This is a genomic window from Kitasatospora sp. NPDC059795 (assembly GCF_042732175.1).
Lineage (GTDB): Bacteria > Actinomycetota > Actinomycetes > Streptomycetales > Streptomycetaceae > Kitasatospora.
On the sequence record NZ_JBHWID010000002.1, the window covers coordinates 506,650 to 526,378 of the forward strand.

Below are 19,729 nucleotides of genomic sequence, written 5' to 3' on the forward strand. Positions count from 1 at the left end.
GGGCCCTGCGGCGTTCGCACGGGTCGGCTACTCCTCGACGAGCAGCTTCTCGCGCAGCTGCGCCAGGGTGCGGGCCAGCAGCCGGGAGACGTGCATCTGGGAGATTCCGACCTCGGCCGCGATCTGAGACTGCGTCATGTTCCGGAAGAACCGCAGCACCAGGATCTTCTGCTCCCGGGGCGGGAGTTGGGCCAGCAGCGGCTTCAGCGACTCGCGGTACTCGACGCCCTCCAGCGCCTCGTCGGTGGCGCCCAGGGTGTCCGCCACGGCCGGCGACTCGTCGTCGCTGTCCGGGACGTCCAGCGACAGCGTGGAGTACGCGTTGGCGGACTCCAGGCCCTCCAGCACGTCCTCCTCGGAGATCCCCAGGTGCTCGGCCAGCTCGTGCACCGTCGGGGAGCGGCCGTGCCGCTGGGAGAGCTCGCTGGTCGCCGTGGTCAGCGACAGCCGCAGTTCCTGCAGGCGGCGCGGCACCCGCACCGCCCAGCCCTTGTCGCGGAAGTGGCGCTTGATCTCGCCGACGATGGTGGGCGTCGCGTAGGTGGAGAACTCCACGCCCCGCTCGTGGTCGAAGCGGTCCACCGACTTGATCAGGCCGATGGTGGCGACCTGGGTCAGGTCGTCCAGCGGCTCGCCGCGGTTGCGGAAGCGGCGGGCCAGGTGCTCGACCAGCGGGATGTGCATCCGGACCAGCTGGTTGCGGATCTCCACCCGCTCCGGCGAGCCCTCCGCCAGTTCGGACAGCCGCACGAACAGGGCCCGGGCCGCCTCGCGGTCCGGCGCGCCGCTGCGGTGCCCCTGCGCCGGCACGGTCGAGCGGACGGCCTCGGCGGCGGACGCCGGGGCGGCGTTCCCCTCCTCGGGCTCGGCCGCGGGCCGCTCGGGCTTCGGGTCGGTCGGCTGGCTCATCCGGCTGGGGTCCTTCGGGAGGGCTTCGTCAGGGGTGGCGGTGCGGGCAACGCTCGCCTGCGGCGGTACGACGGCAACTGTGCGGTCCAGATCACTCACGGCGATCACCCGTTCCGTTCCGAGAAACGACACTGGTTAAGGCTGGGCCGAGGACCCGCCGCGCTTCTTGTTCAGGCTGATGGAGACGGTGTTGTCCGCGGCCACCGCGGAGTCCACCTCCCCGGCCAGCGCGGAGAGGACCGTCCACGCGAAGGTGTCCCGCTCCGGGGCGCGTCCGTCGGTGGTCGGCGCGGACACGGTGACCCGCAGCGCGTCGCCGACCAGGCGGAACTCGCAGCTCAGGATCGAGCCCGGAACGGCCTGTTGGAGCAGGATCGCGCAGGCCTCGTCCACTGCGATGCGGAGATCCTCGATCTCGTCCAGGGTGAAGTCCAAGCGGGCCGCGAGGCCGGCCGTAGCCGTCCGCAGCACCGAGAGGTAGGCGCCCGCCGCGGGCAGGCGGACCTCAACGAAGTCCTTCACTCCGGGCTCGCCGTCGATCTGGGACACCCTCACCTCCTGGATGAAGCTCGGTGCTCGGGGACCCGGAGGCCCCGGCGCCACCACTGGCATTGGTTCAACTGCCTTGTGCCCCGAGACGTTACCGCGCTCGGGGTCGGTCTGTCGTGATCTCCGTCCACCGTCACGGGAACGAGGGATCAGAGTTCGAACGGGACTGCGTTCAGCGGGGCGTGGAGCCCAGCTCGGCGAGCGCGTCGTCGGTGAGCCGGAAGACCGTCCACTCGTCCATCGGGACCGCGCCCAGGGACTTGTAGAAGCCGATCGACGGCTCGTTCCAGTCCAGCACCGACCACTCCATCCGGTGGTAGCCGCGCTCCACGCAGATCCGGGCCAGTTCGGTGAGCAGCGCCTTGCCGTGGCCGCCGCCGCGCTTGTCGGGGGAGACGTACAGGTCTTCCAGGTAGATGCCATGAGTGCCGCGCCAGGTCGAGAAGTTGCGGAACCACAGCGCGAAGCCGGCCGGCACGCCCGACTCGTCCTCGGCGATCAGGCCGAACAGCGCCGGGTGCTCGCCGAACAGCGCGTCGTGCAGCTGCTCCTCGGTGGCCCGGGCCTCGTGCAGGGCCTTCTCGTAGTCGGCGAGCTCGCGGATCATGGCGTGGATGACGGGGACGTCGGCGGGAGTCGCATTGCGGATCATACGATCGAGCGTACTCATCTCCCCCCTCCTTCCGGAAAGGTCCGTCGCCCGGGAAATTGCTGTATGCCCGGGACGAACCCCGGAAAACCCCGGCCCGGCGGGCGCGGCCGGTGCGTGCGGCCGGTGCGGGCGGCCAGTGCGGGCGTTCGGTGCGGGCGTTCGGTGCGGGCGTTCGGTGCGGCGGGGAAACGCGGAGCCCGGCCGCCGGCGCCCGGGGCGGGGCGGTGGCGGCCGGGCTCCGGCACGCTGAACTGACGTGGCGTCAGGCCTTCTTGGTCTCCCAGAAGATGGCGTCGATCTCGGCGATCAGGTCCAGCAGGGCCTGGCCGGTCGCCGGGTCGGTGGACGCCTTGGCGGCCGAAGCGGCCTTGCCCGCACGGTTGAACAGGTCGTGCAGGCCCGGGTAGGCCTCGAAGTGCGGGGCCTTGAAGTAGTCGGTGTGCAGCACCGAGAGGTGGTGCTTGACCAGCTCGGCGCGCTCCTCCTTGATGACGATCGCGCGAGCGCGGAACTCGGCGTCCTCGTTGGCCTGGTACTTCTCCTGAGTGGCCTTCACGGACTCGGCCTCGATGCGGGCCTGAGCCGGGTCGTACACGCCGCAGGGCAGGTCGCAGTGCGCGTGGGCGGTGACCCGCGGAGCAAACAGACGAGAGAACATGGGGGTCCTTCCTTAGATCGTCTTCCCGGGCCCGACATTACCCTCACGGCGGGCCGAATTCGCCGTCGCCCCGGGGGCCTAGGGCAAAAGAAGGAGTGGGAATCGTGCGATATGGGACACCGCTCGGCGTGGCCGACATCGCCGGACCGTCGATGCGCCGGCTGCTGGCCGACGGCGACCGGGTGCTGGTGCGCTACGGCGCGCCACTGCGGCCGGGCGCGATCGCGCTGTTCCGGCACCCGCTGCAACAGGACCTGCTGGTGGTGAAGCGGGCGGTGGGCCGCCGTCCGGGCGGCTGGTGGATGCTCTCCGACAACCCGCTGGTGCGCACCGACAGCCGCGAATACGGCGCGGTGCCGGACGAGTTGGTGCTCGGCCGGGTGCTGCTGCGGCTGGCGCCCCGGCCGGCCTGGCTGGCCCCCGGACGCCGGCTGGAGCGCGCCCTGCGCGGTCGCCCGGCGTGGCTGGTCGAGCGGCTGGGCGTCAGCGCGCCGGTGGAGACGGAGCTCTGACGGCCGCTCAGTCCTGCGTGGTCGCGGCGGCCGGCGCGCGCAGCGCCTCCTGGCGCTTGCGGGCCCGGTAGGCGGCCACGTTGGCGCGGGTGGCGCAGCGGTCCGAGCAGTAGCGGCGGGAGCGGTTGGTGGAGGTGTCCAGGTAGGCGTTGCGGCAGGGCGAGGCCTGGCAGATGCCGAGCCGGTCGACGCCGAGCTCGGTGAGGTGGATGGCCAGCCCCATGCAGGCGACCGCGGCGTAGTTGGCGGCGGCGGTGGGCGCGTTGTCGGCCAGGTGCAGGTGCCAGTTGGGCCGGCCGGTGTCGTCCAGGTCGTCGTGGCCGGAGACCAGCGGGCTGACGGGGTACTCCACCATCAGGCTGTTCAGCAGATTGACGGCGCGGACGGCCTCGCTCTCGGCGGCGGCCTCGAAGACGCCGCGCAGCCGGGTGCGGACGCCGCGCAGCCGGGGCAGGTCCGACTCGTCGGCGAGCGCGGACGCCCGGGCCGAGGTGGTGCCGAACAGGGCCCGGACGGCGTCCACCGAGGTGAGGTCGTCGGTGCCGCGGGCCGGCTCCTCGCTGTTGACCAGCCGAACGGCGAAGTCGGCGTACGAGGCGAGATCCACGGGGGTCCTTCCGGGCGGGGTGTAACGGGCTGAAGGACTCCAGGGTATTACAGCGGGCACGAGAGCCCTGCGGGCGCGAAACCGGGGGCGCGGGGAACTGCGCGAAGCGGGAGGCACCCCACCGCAAGGTCGCGATCACGTGCAGGTCATTGTCCTGCGTCGCGATCTTGCGGACGTGGCGCGTTCCCCCCTCGCGCAGTTCCCCGCGCCCCTGGTTGTGCGTTGTCAGAGCACCTTGGAGAGGAAGGCCCTGGTGCGCTCGTGCTGCGGGTTGGTGAGTACCTCGCGCGGGTGGCCGGACTCGACGACCACGCCGCCGTCCATGAACACCAGGGCGTCGCCGACCTCGCGGGCGAAGCCCATCTCGTGGGTGACCACGATCATCGTCATGCCCTCCTCGGCCAGGCCGCGCATGACGTCCAGCACCTCGCCGACCAGTTCGGGGTCGAGCGCCGAGGTGGGCTCGTCGAACAGCATCAGCTTGGGCTGCATGGCCAGCGCCCGGGCGATCGCCACCCGCTGCTGCTGGCCGCCGGAGAGCTGGGTGGGGTAGTTGCCGGCCTTGTCGGACAGCCCGACCCGCTCCAGCAGGGCCATCGCCCGTTCCTTGGCGGCGGCCCGGTTCTCCTTCTTGACCTGCACCGGCGCCTCGATGACGTTCTCCAGTGCCGTCATGTGCGGGAACAGGTTGAACCGCTGGAACACCATGCCGATGTCCCGGCGCTTCAGCGCGACCTCGCGGTCCTTCAGCTCGTACAGCCGGTCGCCGCGCTGCTGGTAGCCGACCAGCTCGCCGTCGACGTACAGCCGGCCGGCGTTGATCTTCTCCAGGTGGTTGATGCACCGCAGGAAGGTGGACTTGCCGGAGCCGGACGGGCCGACCAGGCAGAACACCTCGCTCTGCTTGACCTCCAGGTCGATGCCCTTGAGCACCTCGACCTGGCCGTACGACTTGTGCACGCCCTCGGCCTTGACCATCGGGCGGTCGTCGACCGCCATCGGCGCCTTGGTCAGGTCGGTCATGCCTGGCTCCCTTCGTCCGTCACCGCGGCGGGCTTGCGGGCGGAGGAGCCGCCGAGCAGGGCCCGCAACCGCTGGATCGGGGTGGGTGGCAGCGTCCGGTTGGCGCCACGGGCGTAGTGCCGCTCGATGTAGTACTGGCCGACCGTCATGACCGAGGTCATCAGCAGGTAGTAGATGGAGACCGCGATCAGCACCGGCACGGTCTGGAAGGTGCGGGCGTAGATGTCGTGGCCGGCGGTGAACAGCTCGACCAGCGCGATCACCTGGACCAGCGAGGTGTTCTTCAGCATAGAGATGGTCTCGTTGCCGGTCGGCGGGATGATCACTCGCATCGCCTGCGGCAGCACGATCCGGCGCATGGTGGCGGCCTTCGACATGCCGAGCGCGTGGGCGGCCTCGGTCTGGCCCTCGTCCACCGACTGGATGCCGGCCCGGACGATCTCCGCCATGTACGCGGCCTCGTTCAGCGCGAGGCCGAGCAGCGCGGCCGTGAACACCGGGACGAGGGTGTTGGCGTCCTCGGAGAAGAAGGACGGGCCGAACGGGATGCCGATCGACAGCTTCGGCCACAGGTAGCCGATGTTGTTCCAGAACACCAGCTGCACCAGCAGCGGGGTGCCGCGGAAGATCCAGATGTAGAACCAGGCGGTGCCGGACAGCACCGCGTTGCCGGACAGCCGCATGACGGCCAGCAGCACGCCGCCGACCACGCCGATCACCATCGACAGCACGGTCAGCTCGATGGTCACCCAGATGCCGTGCAGCACGGTCCGGTCCTGCATGGTCTGCCAGACCACGTCCCACATGAAGGCGGGGTTGTAGATGAGGGTGTGCAACAGCATCGCCGCGAGGACGGCGATGACCGCCACTCCGGCCCAGCGTCCGGGGTGGCGGACCGGGACGGCCTTGATGGCCTCAGGCCGTCCCGATGTCACCGACCCCTGGTCGGTCTTGTTCACGTGATTACCTCGGCAGGGGCTCGGGCGGCAGGGGGTCAGCTCTTGGCGGCGTTGATCTCGGAGGTGGTGACGGCGCCCGCGGAGACGCCCCACTTGTCGAGGATCGTCTTGTAGGTGCCGTCGGCGATCAGCGCGGTGATCGCGCCCTGGACGGCCTTGGTCAGCTCGCTGCCCTTGTTGACGATCGCGCCGTAGGGGGCGGAGTCGTAGGTGTCGCCGAGCTTCTCCAGCTGGCCGCCGGTCTGCTTCAGCGCGTAGTCGATGACCGGGGAGTCGGCGAGCATCACCTGCTCGCGGCCGGCCATCAGGGACTGGGTGACGTCCGTCTGGAGGGTGAACTTGTCGCCGTCGTTCGGGATGGTCGGCTTGCCGGCCTTGACGCAGTCCGGGTTGCGGACGTCCTTGATCTCGTCGGCCTGGGTGGTGCCGGTCTGCACCGCGACCTTCTTGCCGCACAGGTCCTTGGGGTCGATCTTGGCCGGGTTGCCCTTCTTCACGGCGGCGGCGGAGCCCGCGGTGAAGTAGGTGATCATGTCGACGGTCGCCTCCCGCTCCTTCGTGTCGGTGAAGGAGCTCATGCCGAGCTGGTACTTGTTCGACGTGATGCCCGGGATGATCGAGGTGAAGTCGGCGTTCTGGACGTCCGCGGTCAGGCCGAGCTTCTGGGCGATGGCGACCGCGAGGTCGATGTCCATGCCGACGATCTTGCCGCTCTCGTCCTTGAACTCGTTGGGCGCGTACGACGCGTCGGCGGCGACCACGAGCTTGCCGGAGGACTTGACGTCGGCCGGGAGCAGGGCGGCCAGCGCGGGGTCGGCGGACGCGGCCGGGATGGCCTGGGTCGGTATGGCCGCGGGACCCGCGGCGCCGGCCGAGCCGGACGAGGCGGTGTTGCTGCCGCACGCGGTGAGGAGCAGGGAGCCGGTGGCGAGGACGGCGGCAGCGGCGATGAGCCGGGTGCGCTGGGTGCGAGCGGTCATGAGGGGGATCTCCTCCTGGGGGTCGGGTCTGCGCCGCGGGGGGAGCGGTGCGGTACAGCGGGGTCGGTGCTCTCGCCACCCTCCGCCGAGGTGACAGGTGGATCCGATGTGTGGGGAATCCTGCCACCGTGCACGGCCGATCGGACCTCGGATCAGATCAAAATCGGATAACAGGACCACCATGTGTCCGCTATTCGGACCATTATCCTAGCCATGTCACATTGCGCATAAGTATGCACCCCTGGCGTGTCGGGGCCCGGAACCGCCACCGGTCCGGGCCCGTCCCCACGCGGCCCGGTCAGAAGCCGCCGTTCACCACCGCGTTCTGCGCCGCACCTGCGGACAGGCCCCACTTCGAAAGGATCTTGTCGTACTCGCCGCTGCGGATCACCCGGTCGAGCGCCTTCACCAGGGTGTCCCGCAGCACCGTGTCCTCCTTGGACAGCACGATGCCGTACGGCCCCGCCTGCATCTGCTCGCCCGTCACCTGGAACTGCGCCCCACCGCGCCCCTGCTGCGCCGCGTACGCCGCGGCGGGCGTGTCACTCAGGTCCGCGGCCGCCTTGCCCTGCGCCACCAGCGCCAACGCCTGGTCCTCGGTGTCGGTCTCCTGCACCGTCAGCTTCTTGCGCGAGGACTTCTCGCACACCCCCGCCTGACGCTCCGCCAGCGTCGCCTGCACGGTGCCGCGCTGCAGCGCCACCGTCCGCCCGCACAGGTCGTCCAGCGCGGTGATCTTCTGCGGGTTGCCCTTGGCCACCACGATCGAGGTGCCGGTGATGAAGTAGTCCACGAAGTCGACGCCGGAGTTCATCTTCATGCCCTTGGCGTCGGTGCCGTCCCGGCGCTGCAGGTTGTCCGTCACGCCGGCCATCACCACGTCGAACTGGCGGGCCTGCAGCCCCATGAACAGCTTGTCGAACGGCACTTGGGAGAACTCCACCCGCACCCCCAGCGCCCCGCCCAGCGCGTTCGCCAGGTCCACGTCCAGGCCGTCCGGCTTGCCCGCGGCGTTCTTGAACCCGATCGGGGCGTACCCCAGGTCCGTGCCGATCCGCAGCACCCCCGTGCTGCGCACCTGCTCGGGCAGCTGCCCGTGCAGGTCGGGGACGGCCGGGCCGCCCGAGGAAGAGCTGCCGCACGCGGTCAGCAGAAGGGAACCGGCCGCCGCAGCGATGCCGAGGCGCTGTCTTGCAGCGGAACCGGAGGAGAGGGAGGCGAACGACATGACACGTGCTCCTGTGGGAGAGGCGGTGCGGTCCTCCTCCGCCGGGCACGGGCGCACCAGGGTGTGCGCGACCGCACGACGGCGGCGGGAGATGCCGGACAGCGCCGAAAAGGCGGGGGAACGTCCGGACAACGGTGGTCGAACTCCGGATACTGCCATCCCTCCCGGACGACCCCGGTGGCGGGTGTGTCAGAATCTGGTAACGGGTGACCCCCGACGCAGAACTCAGACCGCCGGTTCGCCACAGGGCCGGAGGTGCGCAGGAACGGAAGCCGTCACCGGCTCCGTATCCGAGGCACCAGCTCCCACACGTGTCTGCGTTCACTCCTGCGAGTGCCTGCGGACCCCTCGCTTCGGGGGCCACGCGGAACAAGACGGACCCGGCGCAAGGTGCGATGCCGGCGTCCCGACGAAACAGCGCAGAACACCTAAACCCTCATTCGAGGGCGCCCGCCCGACGGCAGCGCCCCGACCCGGCCACGGGTACGCCGACCACGGCGTGCCCGTCCTTCGCGCACCGGCGCGCGAACGGGTCGAAGTCCGTCGGAAGCGCCTTCGCCGATATGACGAAGAGGTCATTGTGGCAGCGGAGATCATCACCGACACCCAGAGCACGGACGACCCGGTCGACGCCGTCTTCGCGCTGCACCGCGGCGGCAAGATGGAGATCCGGGCGACCGTCCCCGTGCGCGACGCGGACGACCTGTCCCTCGCGTACACCCCCGGCGTGGCCCGGGTCTGCACCGCCATCGCCGAACAGCCCGCGCTGGTCAACGACTACACCTGGAAGGCCAACACCGTCGCCGTCGTCACCGACGGCACCGCGGTGCTCGGCCTCGGCGACATCGGCCCCGAAGCCTCGCTGCCCGTCATGGAGGGCAAGGCCATCCTGTTCAAGCAGTTCGGCGGCGTGGACGCGGTGCCGATCGCGCTGGCCTGCACCGAGGTCGACGAGATCGTCGAGACCGTGGTCCGGATGGCCCCGTCCTTCGGCGGCGTCAACCTGGAGGACATCGCCGCCCCGCGCTGCTTCGAGATCGAGAAGCAGCTCCAGGAGCGCCTCGACATCCCCGTCTTCCACGACGACCAGCACGGCACCGCGATCGTCACCACCGCCGCGCTCTGGAACGCCGCCAAGGTGACCGGCCGCGAGATCGGCGACCTCCGCGCCGTCATCTCCGGCGCCGGCGCGGCCGGCATCGCCATCGCCAAGATGCTGGTCGCCGCCGGCATCGGCGACGTCGCCGTCTGCGACCGCCGCGGCGTGGTGCACGAGGGCCGCGGCGACCTCACCGACGTCAAGGCGGAGATCGCCGCGCTCACCAACCGGACCGGGCAGAAGGGCAGCCTCGCGGACGCCCTGAACGGCGCGGACGTCTTCATCGGCGTCTCCGGCGGCACTGTCCCCGAGGAGGCCGTCGCCACCATGGCGCCCGGCTGCTTCATCTTCGCGATGGCCAACCCCACCCCGGAGATCCACCCCGAGGTCGCCCACCGCTACGCGGCCGTCGTCGCCACCGGGCGCTCCGACTTCCCGAACCAGATCAACAACGTGCTGGCCTTCCCCGGCATCTTCGCGGGCGCGCTGTCGGTCCGGGCGAGCCGGATCTCGGAGGGCATGAAGCTCGCCGCCGCGAAGGCCCTGGCGGGCGTCGTCGCGGACGAGCTGACCGCGCAGAAGGTCATCCCGTCCCCCTTCGACGAGAGGGTCGCCCCGGCGGTCACGCGGGCCGTCGCGGCGGCGGCGAAGGCGGAGGGGCTCGCGCGGCTGTAGGACAGCAGGCGGGGAGCTGCGCGACAAGCGCCGACCTGTCCGTAAGGTCGCGATCAACGGCAAGTCATTGCCCGCGTCGCGACCTTGCGGTTGGGGGCCTTCCGCTTCGCGCAGTTCCCCGCGTCCCTGGTTGTGCTCTCCCCGGTTGTGCTCTTCGCGTCCGCGCAGGTTCGCGCCCGCCTGCGTGCGCAATATGCGTCGTCTCACAGTGAGTCGTGGTTAACAGCCGGGCGGCCGCAGGGCTATGGTCCGGGCATGTTTGCTGCCTATGCCGCCCGTATCAGTCCTGACGATCCGTTGAGCGCGCTGGAGTTGGGCGAGGTGCCCGAGCCCGCGGTGCGGCCGGGGTGGAGTGTGGTGACGGTGAAGGCCGCCACGTTGAACCACCATGATCTGTGGTCGTTGCGGGGAGTGGGGCTGCCGGAGGGGCGGTTGCCGATGGTCCTGGGGTGTGACGCCGCGGGCGTCGACGAGGACGGCAACGAGGTGGTGATCCACTCGGTGGTCGGGCAGAGCGGCCACGGGGTGGGACCGGACGAGCCGCGGTCGATCCTCACCGAGCGGTACCAGGGGACGTTCGCGCAGCGCGTCGCGGTGCCGACGTGGAACCTGCTGCCGAAGCCGAAGGAGCTGAGCTTCGAGCAGGCGGCGTGCCTGCCGACCGCGTGGCTGACGGCGTACCGGATGCTGTTCACCAACGCGGGCGTGAAGCCGGGCGACACGGTGCTGGTGCAGGGCGCCGGTGGCGGGGTGTCGACGGCGCTGGTGGTGCTGGGGAAGGCGGCGGGCCTGCGGGTGTGGGTGACCGGCCGGGACGAGGCCAAGCGGGCCCGGGCGGTGGAGCTGGGCGCGGACGCCGCGTTCGAGAGCGGGGCCCGGCTGCCGGAGCGGGTGGACGCGGTGATGGAGACGGTGGGTGCGGCGACGTGGTCGCACTCGGTGAAGTCGCTGCGTCCGGGCGGCACGATCGTGATCTCGGGGGCGACCAGCGGGCCGAGCCCGAAGGCCGCCGAGCTGAACCGGATCTTCTTCCTGGAGCTGAAGGTGGTCGGTTCGACCATGGGCTCGAAGGAGGAGCTGGCCGGCCTGCTGGCGCTGTGCGCGAACTCCGGGGTGCGCCCGGTGATCGACTCGGTGCGGCCGCTGGCGGAGGCCCGGTCGGCGTTCGAGCAGCTGGAGCGGGGGCAGGTGTTCGGCAAGCTGGTGCTGACGCCCTGAGTCGGAGGGCCCCTGTCCGTCCAGTCAGGGGCCCTCCGGGTCTCAGCGGCGCCCGTGCAGGGCGCGGGCGGCGGCGGCCAGGGCCTGCTGGGCGCGGGCCAGGTCGGCGGCGTTGACGCCGCGGTCACGGGCGGTGTCCCGGACGTGGTCGCGGAAGCGGTCGAGCAGGCGTTCCAGTTCGCGGGCCGGGTCGCCGGACGGATCGGTGCGGGCCCAGTCCGGCAGGTCGCCGGGGGCGGCGTCCTTGTCGAGGTCGATCCGGACGGGTTCCTCGGCGGCCGGGGTGTCGGTGGAGCCCCAGCGGGCGGCGTCGGCCAGCGAGCCGAGGCCGCGGGTCAGTTCGGCCAGGCCCTCGGCGAGGCCGGTGGACCAGTCGCCGTGCGAGGTGTGCTCGCGGACCTGCTCCTCGATCCGGCGCTTGAGTCGCAGCGCCTCCTGCTGGGCGGCGGTGCGGGCGGCCTTGGACTGCTCGCGCAGCCGCTTGGCCTCGGCCTCGGCGGCCTTGGCCTGTTGCCGGGCCGCCTTCTCCTGCTCCTTGGCGCGGCGGGCCTGCTCCTTGGCCTCGGCCTTGAGGCGGGAGAACTCGTCCTTGGCGCGCTGCCAGGACTCCTTGCTCTGCCAGGGAGTGGCGAACGGGTCGCCGCCGGCGGCCGGGGTCTGCTCGGCCTGCTGCCACAGCTCGGCGCGCAGGTCCTTGGCGCTGTCCCGGACGTCCTGCCGGATGGCGCCGGCGAGCTGGCCCACCGAGTCGTGGATCTCCACCTCCAGGGCCGTCAGTTCGGCCTGCCGGGAGGCGAGTTCGGCGCGCCCGGCGTCGGTCAGCCGGTAGACCTTGCGGCCGCCCTCGGTGGTGTGGCTGACCAGGCCCTCGGCCTCCAGCTTGGCGAGCCGGGGGTAGACGGTGCCCGCGGAGGGCGCGTACAGGCCGTGGAAGCGCTCCTCCAGCAGGCGGATCACCTCGTACCCGTGGCGGGGGCTCTCGTCGAGCAGCTTCAACAGGTACAGACGGAGCCGGCCGTGGCCGAACACCGGGGTCATCTCAGACCTCCTTGGTCAGGTCGAGCGGGCCGGCGGGCAGTTCCTTGGCCGGCCGGTCCTCCTCGGCGTCGGGACGGCGCTGGACGGTGACCGCACCGGTGACGGTGGTCACCTGGAGGCGGCCGGCGCCCGAGCCGAGCTGGCCGGAGAGCTTCTTGGAGCCCCAGCCGCCGCCGACCTGGAGCTCGGCGAAGGCGCTGGAGAGGGTGCCGCTGGTGGTGCCGGCCTGGACCTTGGCGTCGGCGAACGAGGGCAGTCGGACGCCGACCGCGCCGGAGACGGTGGTCACGCCGATGTCGGTGGGGGTGGCGGCGTCCAGGTCGAGGGTGACCGCGCCGGACACCGAGTGGGCGCGGATCCGGGTGGCGCTGCCGGCCACCAGGGTGACCGCGCCGGAGACCGTGTTGACCTTCAGCTCGCCGGACAGGCCCTCGGCGTCCACGTCGCCCGAGACGGTGTTGGCGGAGACCAGGCCGGTCAGCCCGGCCAGCGTGGTGTCGCCGCTGGCGCCGTGCACGCCGACCTCGCCGGCGATGCCGGAGACGGTGGCGTGCGCGGAGACCGTGCCGACCTTGACCGCGGCGGCGGCCGGAACGGCCACCGTGACCTCGACCCGGCGCTTGCGGCGCAGGCCGGAGAAGTACGACTTGACGGTCTGCACGGACTTCGCGGCCTCGCCGAACTCGGCCCAGCTGAGGTCCTTGTAGCTGACGGTGAGCACGCCGTCGAGCAGGGTGACCTCCAGCGGTTCGCCCTCCAGGGCCGCCACTTCGAGGCGCGCCGGCCCCTCGGTGGGGACCACGTTCACGGTGCCGTCGACGGCCCGGACGTGCAGGATGTGCACGGCCTCGTCGAAGGTGATGGTCTCGGTGCTGTCTACCGTCCGCTGGAACATGTCCGGCTCCCCGTCCTCCCACACGCGATGTATCGCGTTGTTGTTGGTATTTACGATATATCGCGTCGGGCGGAAGTCAAGGAGATCCGACCCCGATCCGGACCCGGAGCGCACCCCGGCCGACCCCGACCCCACCCCGAGGAACGACCCCGGGAAAGCCGACGGCCCGGTGGGCGAAAACGCCTACCGGGCCGTGCTGTCGGGACTGCGGGTCAGTCCTCGTCGTCCTCGTCGTCCAGCCGGGCCAGCCAGGTGGCCAGCCGCTCGACCGGCACCTCGAAGTCCGGGTTCAGGTCCACGAACTCCCGCAGGCGTTCGGCCAGCCACTCGAAGGTGACCTCCTCCTCGCCTCGCCGGCTCTCCAGCTCCTCGATGCCGCGGTCGGTGAAGTACACGGTTGCTCGCTCCGGTGATGGTTCTGCTACGCCGCCGCCCAGAATAGTGCGTCGCCCGGAAACGACGCGGCCCCCGCCCTCGGAGACCGGGGACGGGGGCCGACAGGGCCGGGCGGGCGTCAGCGCGTCAGAGCGCGAACACCTCGTTGACCAGGGCCTCCTGCTCGGCGGCGTGCCGCTTGGCCGAGCCGACCGCGGGGGCCGAGGAGGCCGTGCGGGCGACGCGGCGCAGACGGGCGCCGCTGTTGGCGGAGCGGCCGACGACGACCTGCAGGTGGTCGACCAGGTTCATCGCGATGAACGGCCAGGCACCCTGGTTGGCGGGCTCCTCCTGCGCCCAGACGAACTGGACGTCCTCGCCGTACCGGGCCAGCTCCTCCTGGAGCTCCGCGATCGGCAGCGGGTACAGGCGCTCGACACGGACGATCGCGGTGTCGGTGACGCCGCGCGCGGTCCGGGCCGCCTCCAGGTCGTAGTAGAACTTGCCGGAGGTGATGACCACCTTGCGCACCTGCGCCGGGTCCACCGTGCTGTCGCCGATCACCGGGCGGAACGAGCCGCTCATGAACTCGGACGCCGAGGACGCCGCAGCCTTCAGACGCAGCATCGACTTCGGGGTGAAGACGACCAGCGGCTTGTGGTGCGGGTTGTGCGCCTGCCAGCGCAGCAGGTGGAAGTAGTTCGACGGCGAGGTCGGCATCGCGACCGTCATGTTGTCCTGCGCGCACAGCTGCAGGAAGCGCTCCGGGCGGGCGGACGAGTGGTCCGGGCCCTGGCCCTCCATGCCGTGCGGCAGCAGCAGGGTGACGCCGGAGTGCTGGCCCCACTTCTGCTCGGCCGACGCGATGTACTCGTCGACCATGGTCTGCGCGCCGTTGACGAAGTCGCCGAACTGCGCCTCCCACATGACCAGCGCGTTCGGGCGGGTCAGCGAGTAGCCGTACTCGAAGCCCATCGCCGCGTACTCGCTGAGCAGCGAGTCGTAGACGGTGAAGCGGGCCTGGTCCTCGGTCAGGTACATCAGCGGGGTGTAGTCCTCGCCGGTGTTCCGGTCGATCAGCACCGCGTGGCGTTGACCGAAGGTGCCGCGGCGGGAGTCCTGGCCGGCCAGCCGGACCGGGTGGCCCTCCATCAGCAGCGAGCCGATGGCGAGCGCCTCGCCGGTGGCCCAGTCGATGGTGTTGTCCTCGATCGAGGCGGCACGGCGCTGAAGCTGCGGCAGCAGACGCGGGTGCACGGTCAGCCAGTCCGGCAGGTTGACCTGCGAGGCGGCGATCCGCTTGACCATCTCGGCGGAGATGCCGGTCTGGATGGCCACCGGGAAGTCCGAGACCGGACGGCCGATCTCGGCCGGCGCCGGGGCGGTGGTGGCCTCGCGGACCTCCGCGAACACCTTCTCCAACTGACCCTGGAAGTCCTGGAGCGCCTGCTCCGCCTCTTCCATGGTGATGTCGCCGCGACCGATCAGCGCCTCGGTGTACAGCTTGCGCACCGAACGCTTCTTGTCGATCAGGTCGTACATCAGCGGCTGGGTGAACGACGGGTTGTCGGCCTCGTTGTGACCGCGGCGGCGGTAGCAGATGAGGTCGATGACGACGTCCTTGTGGAACGCCTGGCGGAACTCGAAGGCCAGCCGCGCGACGCGGACCACGGCCTCCGGGTCGTCGCCGTTCACGTGGAAGATCGGCGCCTCGATCATCCGGGCGACGTCGGTGCAGTACATCGACGAGCGCGAGGAGGTCGGGGCGGCGGTGAAGCCGACCTGGTTGTTGACCACGATGTGCACGGTGCCGCCGGTGCGGTAGCCGCGCAGCTGCGACATGTTCAGGGTCTCCGCGACCACGCCCTGGCCCGCGAAGGCCGCGTCGCCGTGGATCTGGATCGGCAGCACCGGGAAGGTCGTGCCGCCGAAGTCCAGGATGTCCTGCTTGGCGCGGGCGATGCCCTCGACGACCGGGTCGACCGTCTCCAGGTGGGACGGGTTCGCGGCCAGCGACACCTTGATGGTCTCGCCGTCCAGGCCGGTGAAGGTGCCCTCGGAGCCCAGGTGGTACTTCACGTCGCCGGAGCCGTGCATCGACTTCGGGTCGAGGTTGCCCTCGAACTCGCCGAAGATCTTGCCGAACGGCTTGCCGACGATGTTCGCCAGCACGTTCAGGCGGCCGCGGTGCGCCATGCCGATGACGGCCTCGTCGAGGCGGTGCTCGGCGGCGGCGTCGATGGTGGCGTCCAGCAGCGGGATGAGCGACTCGCCGCCCTCCAGCGAGAAACGCTTCTGCCCGACGTACTTGGTCTGCAGGAAGGTCTCGAACGCCTCGGCCGAGTTCAGCCGGCGCAGGACGCGCAGCTGCTCCTCGCGCTCCGGCTTGGTGTACGGCTTCTCCAGGCGCTCCTGCAGCCAGCTGCGCTGGGCCGGGTCCTGGATGTGCATGTACTCGATGCCGACGGTGCGGCAGTACGTGTTGCGCAGCAGGCCGAGGATGTCGCGGAGCTTCATCATCTTCTGGCCGCCGAAGCCGCCGACCGCGAACTCGCGCTCCAGGTCCCACAGGGTGAGGCCGTGCGTGGTGACGTCCAGGTCGGGGTGCTTGCGCTGCATGTACTCCAGCGGGTCGGTGTCGGCCATCAGGTGGCCGCGGACCCGGTAGGAGTGGATGAGCTCCATGACGCGCGCGGTCTTGTTGACCTCGTCGTCGTGCGTGGTGGCCACATCGGTGGCCCAGCGCACCGGCTCGTACGGGATCCGCAGGGACTCGAACACCTCGTCGTAGAAGTTGTTCGCGCCCAGCAGCAGCTGGTGGATCGAGCGCAGGAACTCGCCCGAGGCCGCGCCCTGGATGACCCGGTGGTCGTAGGTCGAGGTGAGCGTCATGATCTTGGAGACGCCCAGGCGGGCCAAGGTCTCCGGGGAGGAGCCCTGGAACTCGGCCGGGTACTCCATCGCGCCGACGCCGACGATGGTGCCCTGGTTCTGCATCAGACGCGGCACGGAGTGCACGGTGCCGATGCCGCCCGGGTTGGTCAGCGAGACCGTGACGCCGGTGAAGTCGTCCATGGTCAGCTTGTTGGCGCGGGCCCGGCGGACGATGTCCTCGTAGGCCTGCCAGAAGCCGAAGAAGTCGAGCGTCTCGGCCTTCTTGATGGCCGCGACGACCAGCTGGCGGTCGCCGTTCGGCTTGACCAGGTCGATGGCGAGGCCCAGGTTCACGTGCTCGGGCTTCACCAGGTAGGACTTGCCGTCCTCCACCTTGTAGCTGTAGTTCATGCCCGGGTTGGCCTTCACGGCCTGAACCAGCGCGTAGCCGATCAGGTGGGTGAAGGACACCTTGCCACCGCGGGCGCGCTGCAGGTGGTTGTTGATGACGATGCGGTTGTCGATCAGCAGCTTGGCGGGCACCGCGCGCACCGAGGTGGCGGTCGGAACCTCCAGCGAAGCATCCATGTTCGACGCCACGGCCTTGGACGGGCCGCGCAACTGCACCAGCTGCGGGCCCTCCGCGGGCGCCTTCGCCGGGGCGGCCGGAGCGGCGGCCTTCGGCGCGGGCGGGGCGGCGGGAGCGGCGGCCAGCGGCTGCGCGGGCGCCGGGGCGGCGGCGGCCGGAGCGGCTGCGGCCGGGGCCGGAGCCTGCGTCGCAGCCGGAGCAGCGGCAACGGGAGCGGCAACGGGGGTCGGCTGGGCGCCGACCGGAGTTGCGGCCTGGGTCACTGGAGTCACCTCGGTACCGGGCTTGTAGTCGGCGAAAAAGTCCCACCAGGCGCGATCGACCGAGGCCGGGTCCTGGAGGTACTGCTGGTAGATCTCGTCGACGAGCCACTCATTGGGGCCGAAGCCAGTGGAGCTTGCCGAGCTGGGGGTTTCTTGGTGTGGCGACACGGGGCAACCGCCCTCTTCCGCTTCCTTTTGGGATGGTGGACAGCGGGGATTAAGGCTACGCCTCCGACCAGTGATCGCGCAGTCCCCGGTGGGCAGGCGTCGCCCAGATCACATCGTCGGACCGGATTTTGGCCGGAACTGTGCGTTAGAGATGCCGGAAAGCAGGGAACTGCCGGTCCGGTCGATCGCTGCCAAACCGAGTGAAAATCGGACGAACAGGTGGTCAGGGGCGGTGCGGGACGGCCCGGGTTCGGGACCGATCGGCCCCGAACCCGGGATTTGTACCGGTTCCGCCACAAACTAGGCGGCGACGCTCTTCCCGCCCGGCAGGGTGACCTCGATCCGGCAGCCCTCGCCGGCCTCCGCGACCCGGATCCGGCCGCCGTGCAGATCCACCGCCCAGCGGGCGATCGCCAGCCCGAGGCCGGTGCCGCCGTCGCTGCCCGGGCCGAGCGCGGTCGGCGAACCGCTGCGGCCGAACCGCTCGAACACCCGCTCCCGGTCGGCGACCGGAATGCCCGGACCCTGGTCGTCCACCTCCAGCAGCAGCCCGCCGCCCTCCGCCGCCCGGGCCCGCACCGTCACGGTGCCGCCGGCCGGCGAGTGCTTGCAGGCGTTGTCCACCAGGTTGGCCACCACCTGGTGCAGCCGCTCCGCGTCCGCCACCGCCGAGAGGTCGGACGGCTGCACGTCGAGCGCCAGTCGCACGTCCTCGCGCCGGGCGTACGCGCCGCCCGCCGTCGCGCCGTCCACCGTCACGCCCCGCAGCACGCCGTCCAGGAACTCCCGTACCCGGAACGGGCGGGAGTCCAGCGGGACCACGCCGTCGTCCAGCTTCGACAGGTCCAGCAGGTGGGTGACCAGCCGGCCCAGGCGTTCGGTCTGCTCCAGCGCGGTGCCCAGGTTCTTCGGGTCCGGCTTCACCACGCCGTCGACCACGTTCTCCAGCAGGCCGCGCAGCGCCGCGATCGGCGTGCGCAGCTCGTGCGAGACGTTGGCGATCAGCTCGCGGCGGTGCCGGTCGGCGGCCTCCAGGTCGCCCGCCATCCGGTTGAAGGTGTCGGCCAGCTCGCCGATCTCGTCCCGCGAGGAGACGTGCACCCGGGCGCTGTAGTCGCCCTCGGCCATCGACCGGGCCGCCGCCGTCATGTCCCTGAGCGGCGCGGTCAGGCCGTTCGCCAGGAACTGCATGAACAGCAGCGAGGCGATCAGCGAGAAGATCATGATGATCCGGATCTGGGTCTCCGACCGGATCGCCACCACCACCATGCCGGTGGCGAGCACCACCGAGACGACCACCAGCATCGCCAGCTTGCCCTTCACCGAGCGCACCGGGTCGAACGGGCGGATGTCGGCCCACACCCGGCGCGCGGCGCGCACCGCGAGCGGGGGCCGCGGGGTCGGCTCGGCTTCCCCGTTGCGTTGCTGCGGAAAGGTCATGGTGTCCCTCGGACTCGTCGTCCCCCGTGCACGACCGGGCCGCCGCGCGGGCCCCCCGGAGGCCCGGACCGGCGGCGCCCGATCAGGACAGCGGAGCCTCCAGCGCGTACCCCACGCCGTGCACCGTGCGGATCCAGCTCGCACCGATCTTCCGGCGCAGCGCCTTCACGTGGCTGTCGACCGTGCGGGTGCCGGACGCGTCGGTCCAGTCCCACACCTCGGCCAGCAGCTGTTCGCGGGTCAGCACCGCGCGCGGCTGGGCGGCCAGGCAGGCCAGCAGGTCGAACTCGGTCGGCGTCAGGTGCACGTCGCCCGAGCCCAGCCGGACCCGGCGCTGCACGTGGTCGATCTCCAGTTCGCCGAAGCGCAGGCTGCCCAGGGCCGGCGTGCGGGCCGCCTGCTGGGCGCGCTCCACCCGGCGCAGCAGCACGTTCACCCGGGCGGCCAGCTCGCGCATCGAGAACGGCTTGGTCATGTAGTCGTCCGCGCCGACGCCCAGGCCGACCAGCAGGTCCGTCTCGTCGTCCCGTGCGGTCAGCATCAGCACCGGCACCGGGCGCTGGGCCTGGATCCGGCGGCACACCTCAAGGCCGTCGAAGCCCGGCAGCATGATGTCGAGCACCACCAGGTCGGGCTGCCAGGTGTGGAACCCGTCCACCGCGCCCGGCCCGTCGTGGGCCACCGCCACCTTGAAGCCCTCGGCCCCCAGCCGGGCCGCGATCGACTCCGCGATGGTCGGCTCGTCCTCCACGACGAGCACCCGTCGCTGGGTGCCCACCGGGCCACTGCTGATCGTCTCTTGCTGGATCTCTGTCACGGTCACGCCACCGCCCCCAGGGCTGCGGGCCGGCCGCCTGTGGGGACGGCGGGCTCCGCTTCTGTAGTCGTCTTGTTCCGTCGTGGGCTGTGCCCCGCCCGTCGGTGCTGCTCCTGGCAGCGTACGGACGCCGTCCCCGCCCGCGAGGGCGGACCGGACGATTCCGGCCGCGGACCGTTCGTGTTTGGCAGGTCCCCGTTC

The 19,729-nt window shown here is 71.1% G+C and carries 18 protein-coding genes; 3 read left to right on the top strand and 15 right to left on the bottom strand.

All coding sequences use genetic code 11. From position 1 onward, the window contains the following. Nucleotides 1-27 precede the first annotated feature (27 nt). From ACFV4P_RS06230 to sodN, 4 genes are all read right to left on the bottom strand, one after another. The gene (locus ACFV4P_RS06230) at nucleotides 28-1,008 is read right to left on the bottom strand and encodes an RNA polymerase sigma factor SigF (RefSeq protein ID WP_380467864.1); all 981 of its coding nucleotides are present in this window, start codon (nucleotides 1,006-1,008) and stop codon (nucleotides 28-30) included. A 36-nt stretch (nucleotides 1,009-1,044) separates the two neighbouring features. Continuing rightward, nucleotides 1,045-1,458 (bottom strand): anti-sigma regulatory factor, encoded by a 414-nt coding sequence (locus ACFV4P_RS06235; RefSeq protein WP_380467866.1) that lies wholly within the window; start codon nucleotides 1,456-1,458, stop codon nucleotides 1,045-1,047. A 172-nt stretch (nucleotides 1,459-1,630) separates the two neighbouring features. After that, nucleotides 1,631-2,110: a GNAT family N-acetyltransferase gene (locus ACFV4P_RS06240; RefSeq protein ID WP_380467868.1), complete on the bottom strand. Its 480-nt coding sequence runs from the start codon at nucleotides 2,108-2,110 to the stop codon at nucleotides 1,631-1,633. A gap of 262 nt (nucleotides 2,111-2,372) precedes the next feature. Then, on the bottom strand, nucleotides 2,373-2,768 hold the full coding sequence (sodN, locus tag ACFV4P_RS06245) for a superoxide dismutase, Ni (protein ID WP_030457790.1): 396 nt from the start codon (nucleotides 2,766-2,768) through the stop codon (nucleotides 2,373-2,375). A 104-nt stretch (nucleotides 2,769-2,872) separates the two neighbouring features. Between sodN and sodX the strand changes: the two genes are divergently transcribed. Beyond that, nucleotides 2,873-3,280, top strand: a complete 408-nt coding sequence (gene sodX, locus ACFV4P_RS06250) for a nickel-type superoxide dismutase maturation protease (RefSeq protein WP_380467870.1) — start codon at nucleotides 2,873-2,875, stop codon at nucleotides 3,278-3,280. Between the two features lie 7 nt (nucleotides 3,281-3,287). On the opposite strand, the gene ACFV4P_RS06255 is transcribed toward sodX, so the two are convergent. The 5 genes from ACFV4P_RS06255 to ACFV4P_RS06275 all read right to left on the bottom strand — a co-directional run bounded on the left by ACFV4P_RS06255 (nucleotide 3,288) and on the right by ACFV4P_RS06275 (nucleotide 8,077). Continuing rightward, nucleotides 3,288-3,887, bottom strand: a complete 600-nt coding sequence (locus ACFV4P_RS06255; protein ID WP_380467872.1) for a CGNR zinc finger domain-containing protein — start codon at nucleotides 3,885-3,887, stop codon at nucleotides 3,288-3,290. Between the two features lie 225 nt (nucleotides 3,888-4,112). Continuing rightward, nucleotides 4,113-4,865, bottom strand: a complete 753-nt coding sequence (locus tag ACFV4P_RS06260) for an amino acid ABC transporter ATP-binding protein (protein ID WP_380468172.1) — start codon at nucleotides 4,863-4,865, stop codon at nucleotides 4,113-4,115. A 41-nt stretch (nucleotides 4,866-4,906) separates the two neighbouring features. Further along, nucleotides 4,907-5,869, bottom strand: coding sequence for an amino acid ABC transporter permease (locus tag ACFV4P_RS06265; RefSeq protein WP_380467874.1), 963 nt, complete (start codon nucleotides 5,867-5,869; stop codon nucleotides 4,907-4,909). Nucleotides 5,870-5,904: 35 nt separating this feature from the next. After that, nucleotides 5,905-6,849: an ABC transporter substrate-binding protein gene (locus ACFV4P_RS06270; protein WP_380467876.1), complete on the bottom strand. Its 945-nt coding sequence runs from the start codon at nucleotides 6,847-6,849 to the stop codon at nucleotides 5,905-5,907. 298 nt (nucleotides 6,850-7,147) lie between these two features. Then, nucleotides 7,148-8,077, bottom strand: a complete 930-nt coding sequence (locus ACFV4P_RS06275; RefSeq protein ID WP_380467878.1) for an ABC transporter substrate-binding protein — start codon at nucleotides 8,075-8,077, stop codon at nucleotides 7,148-7,150. A 580-nt stretch (nucleotides 8,078-8,657) separates the two neighbouring features. Between ACFV4P_RS06275 and ACFV4P_RS06280 the strand changes: the two genes are divergently transcribed. Both ACFV4P_RS06280 and ACFV4P_RS06285 read left to right on the top strand, forming a co-directional pair. After that, entirely contained in the window at nucleotides 8,658-9,851 is a 1,194-nt protein-coding gene (locus tag ACFV4P_RS06280) for an NADP-dependent malic enzyme (protein WP_380467880.1), read from the top strand. A gap of 255 nt (nucleotides 9,852-10,106) precedes the next feature. After that, nucleotides 10,107-11,069 (top strand): zinc-binding dehydrogenase, encoded by a 963-nt coding sequence (locus ACFV4P_RS06285; protein ID WP_073814340.1) that lies wholly within the window; start codon nucleotides 10,107-10,109, stop codon nucleotides 11,067-11,069. 42 nt (nucleotides 11,070-11,111) lie between these two features. On the opposite strand, the gene ACFV4P_RS06290 is transcribed toward ACFV4P_RS06285, so the two are convergent. From ACFV4P_RS06290 to ACFV4P_RS06315, 6 genes are all read right to left on the bottom strand, one after another. Further along, entirely contained in the window at nucleotides 11,112-12,107 is a 996-nt protein-coding gene (locus ACFV4P_RS06290) for a PadR family transcriptional regulator (protein WP_380467882.1), read from the bottom strand. 1 nt (nucleotide 12,108) lies between these two features. After that, complete coding sequence (locus ACFV4P_RS06295) at nucleotides 12,109-13,002, bottom strand: DUF4097 family beta strand repeat-containing protein (protein ID WP_073814335.1); 894 nt, start codon at nucleotides 13,000-13,002, stop codon at nucleotides 12,109-12,111. 212 nt (nucleotides 13,003-13,214) lie between these two features. Further along, nucleotides 13,215-13,397: a DUF6104 family protein gene (locus tag ACFV4P_RS06300; RefSeq protein ID WP_073814331.1), complete on the bottom strand. Its 183-nt coding sequence runs from the start codon at nucleotides 13,395-13,397 to the stop codon at nucleotides 13,215-13,217. 127 nt (nucleotides 13,398-13,524) lie between these two features. Then, the gene (locus tag ACFV4P_RS06305; protein ID WP_380467884.1) at nucleotides 13,525-17,271 is read right to left on the bottom strand and encodes a multifunctional oxoglutarate decarboxylase/oxoglutarate dehydrogenase thiamine pyrophosphate-binding subunit/dihydrolipoyllysine-residue succinyltransferase subunit; all 3,747 of its coding nucleotides are present in this window, start codon (nucleotides 17,269-17,271) and stop codon (nucleotides 13,525-13,527) included. A 300-nt stretch (nucleotides 17,272-17,571) separates the two neighbouring features. Beyond that, nucleotides 17,572-18,711: an ATP-binding protein gene (locus ACFV4P_RS06310; protein ID WP_380467886.1), complete on the bottom strand. Its 1,140-nt coding sequence runs from the start codon at nucleotides 18,709-18,711 to the stop codon at nucleotides 17,572-17,574. Nucleotides 18,712-18,793: 82 nt separating this feature from the next. Next, a complete protein-coding gene (locus ACFV4P_RS06315; protein ID WP_014138042.1) occupies nucleotides 18,794-19,528 on the bottom strand; it encodes a response regulator transcription factor in 735 nt (244 codons plus the stop codon). Nucleotides 19,529-19,729: the final 201 nt, after the last annotated feature.

Coding starts and splice junctions, on each gene's coding strand:
- ACFV4P_RS06240 (WP_380467868.1), bottom strand. CDS start 2,110: ATGATCCGCAATGCGACTCCCGCCGACGTCCCCGTCATCCACGCCATG.
- sodN (WP_030457790.1), bottom strand. CDS start 2,768: ATGTTCTCTCGTCTGTTTGCTCCGCGGGTCACCGCCCACGCGCACTGC.
- ACFV4P_RS06260 (WP_380468172.1), bottom strand. CDS start 4,865: ATGGTCAAGGCCGAGGGCGTGCACAAGTCGTACGGCCAGGTCGAGGTG.
- ACFV4P_RS06270 (WP_380467876.1), bottom strand. CDS start 6,849: ATGACCGCTCGCACCCAGCGCACCCGGCTCATCGCCGCTGCCGCCGTC.
- ACFV4P_RS06275 (WP_380467878.1), bottom strand. CDS start 8,077: ATGTCGTTCGCCTCCCTCTCCTCCGGTTCCGCTGCAAGACAGCGCCTC.
- ACFV4P_RS06285 (WP_073814340.1), top strand. CDS start 10,107: ATGTTTGCTGCCTATGCCGCCCGTATCAGTCCTGACGATCCGTTGAGC.
- ACFV4P_RS06290 (WP_380467882.1), bottom strand. CDS start 12,107: ATGACCCCGGTGTTCGGCCACGGCCGGCTCCGTCTGTACCTGTTGAAG.
- ACFV4P_RS06295 (WP_073814335.1), bottom strand. CDS start 13,002: ATGTTCCAGCGGACGGTAGACAGCACCGAGACCATCACCTTCGACGAG.
- ACFV4P_RS06310 (WP_380467886.1), bottom strand. CDS start 18,711: ATGACCTTTCCGCAGCAACGCAACGGGGAAGCCGAGCCGACCCCGCGG.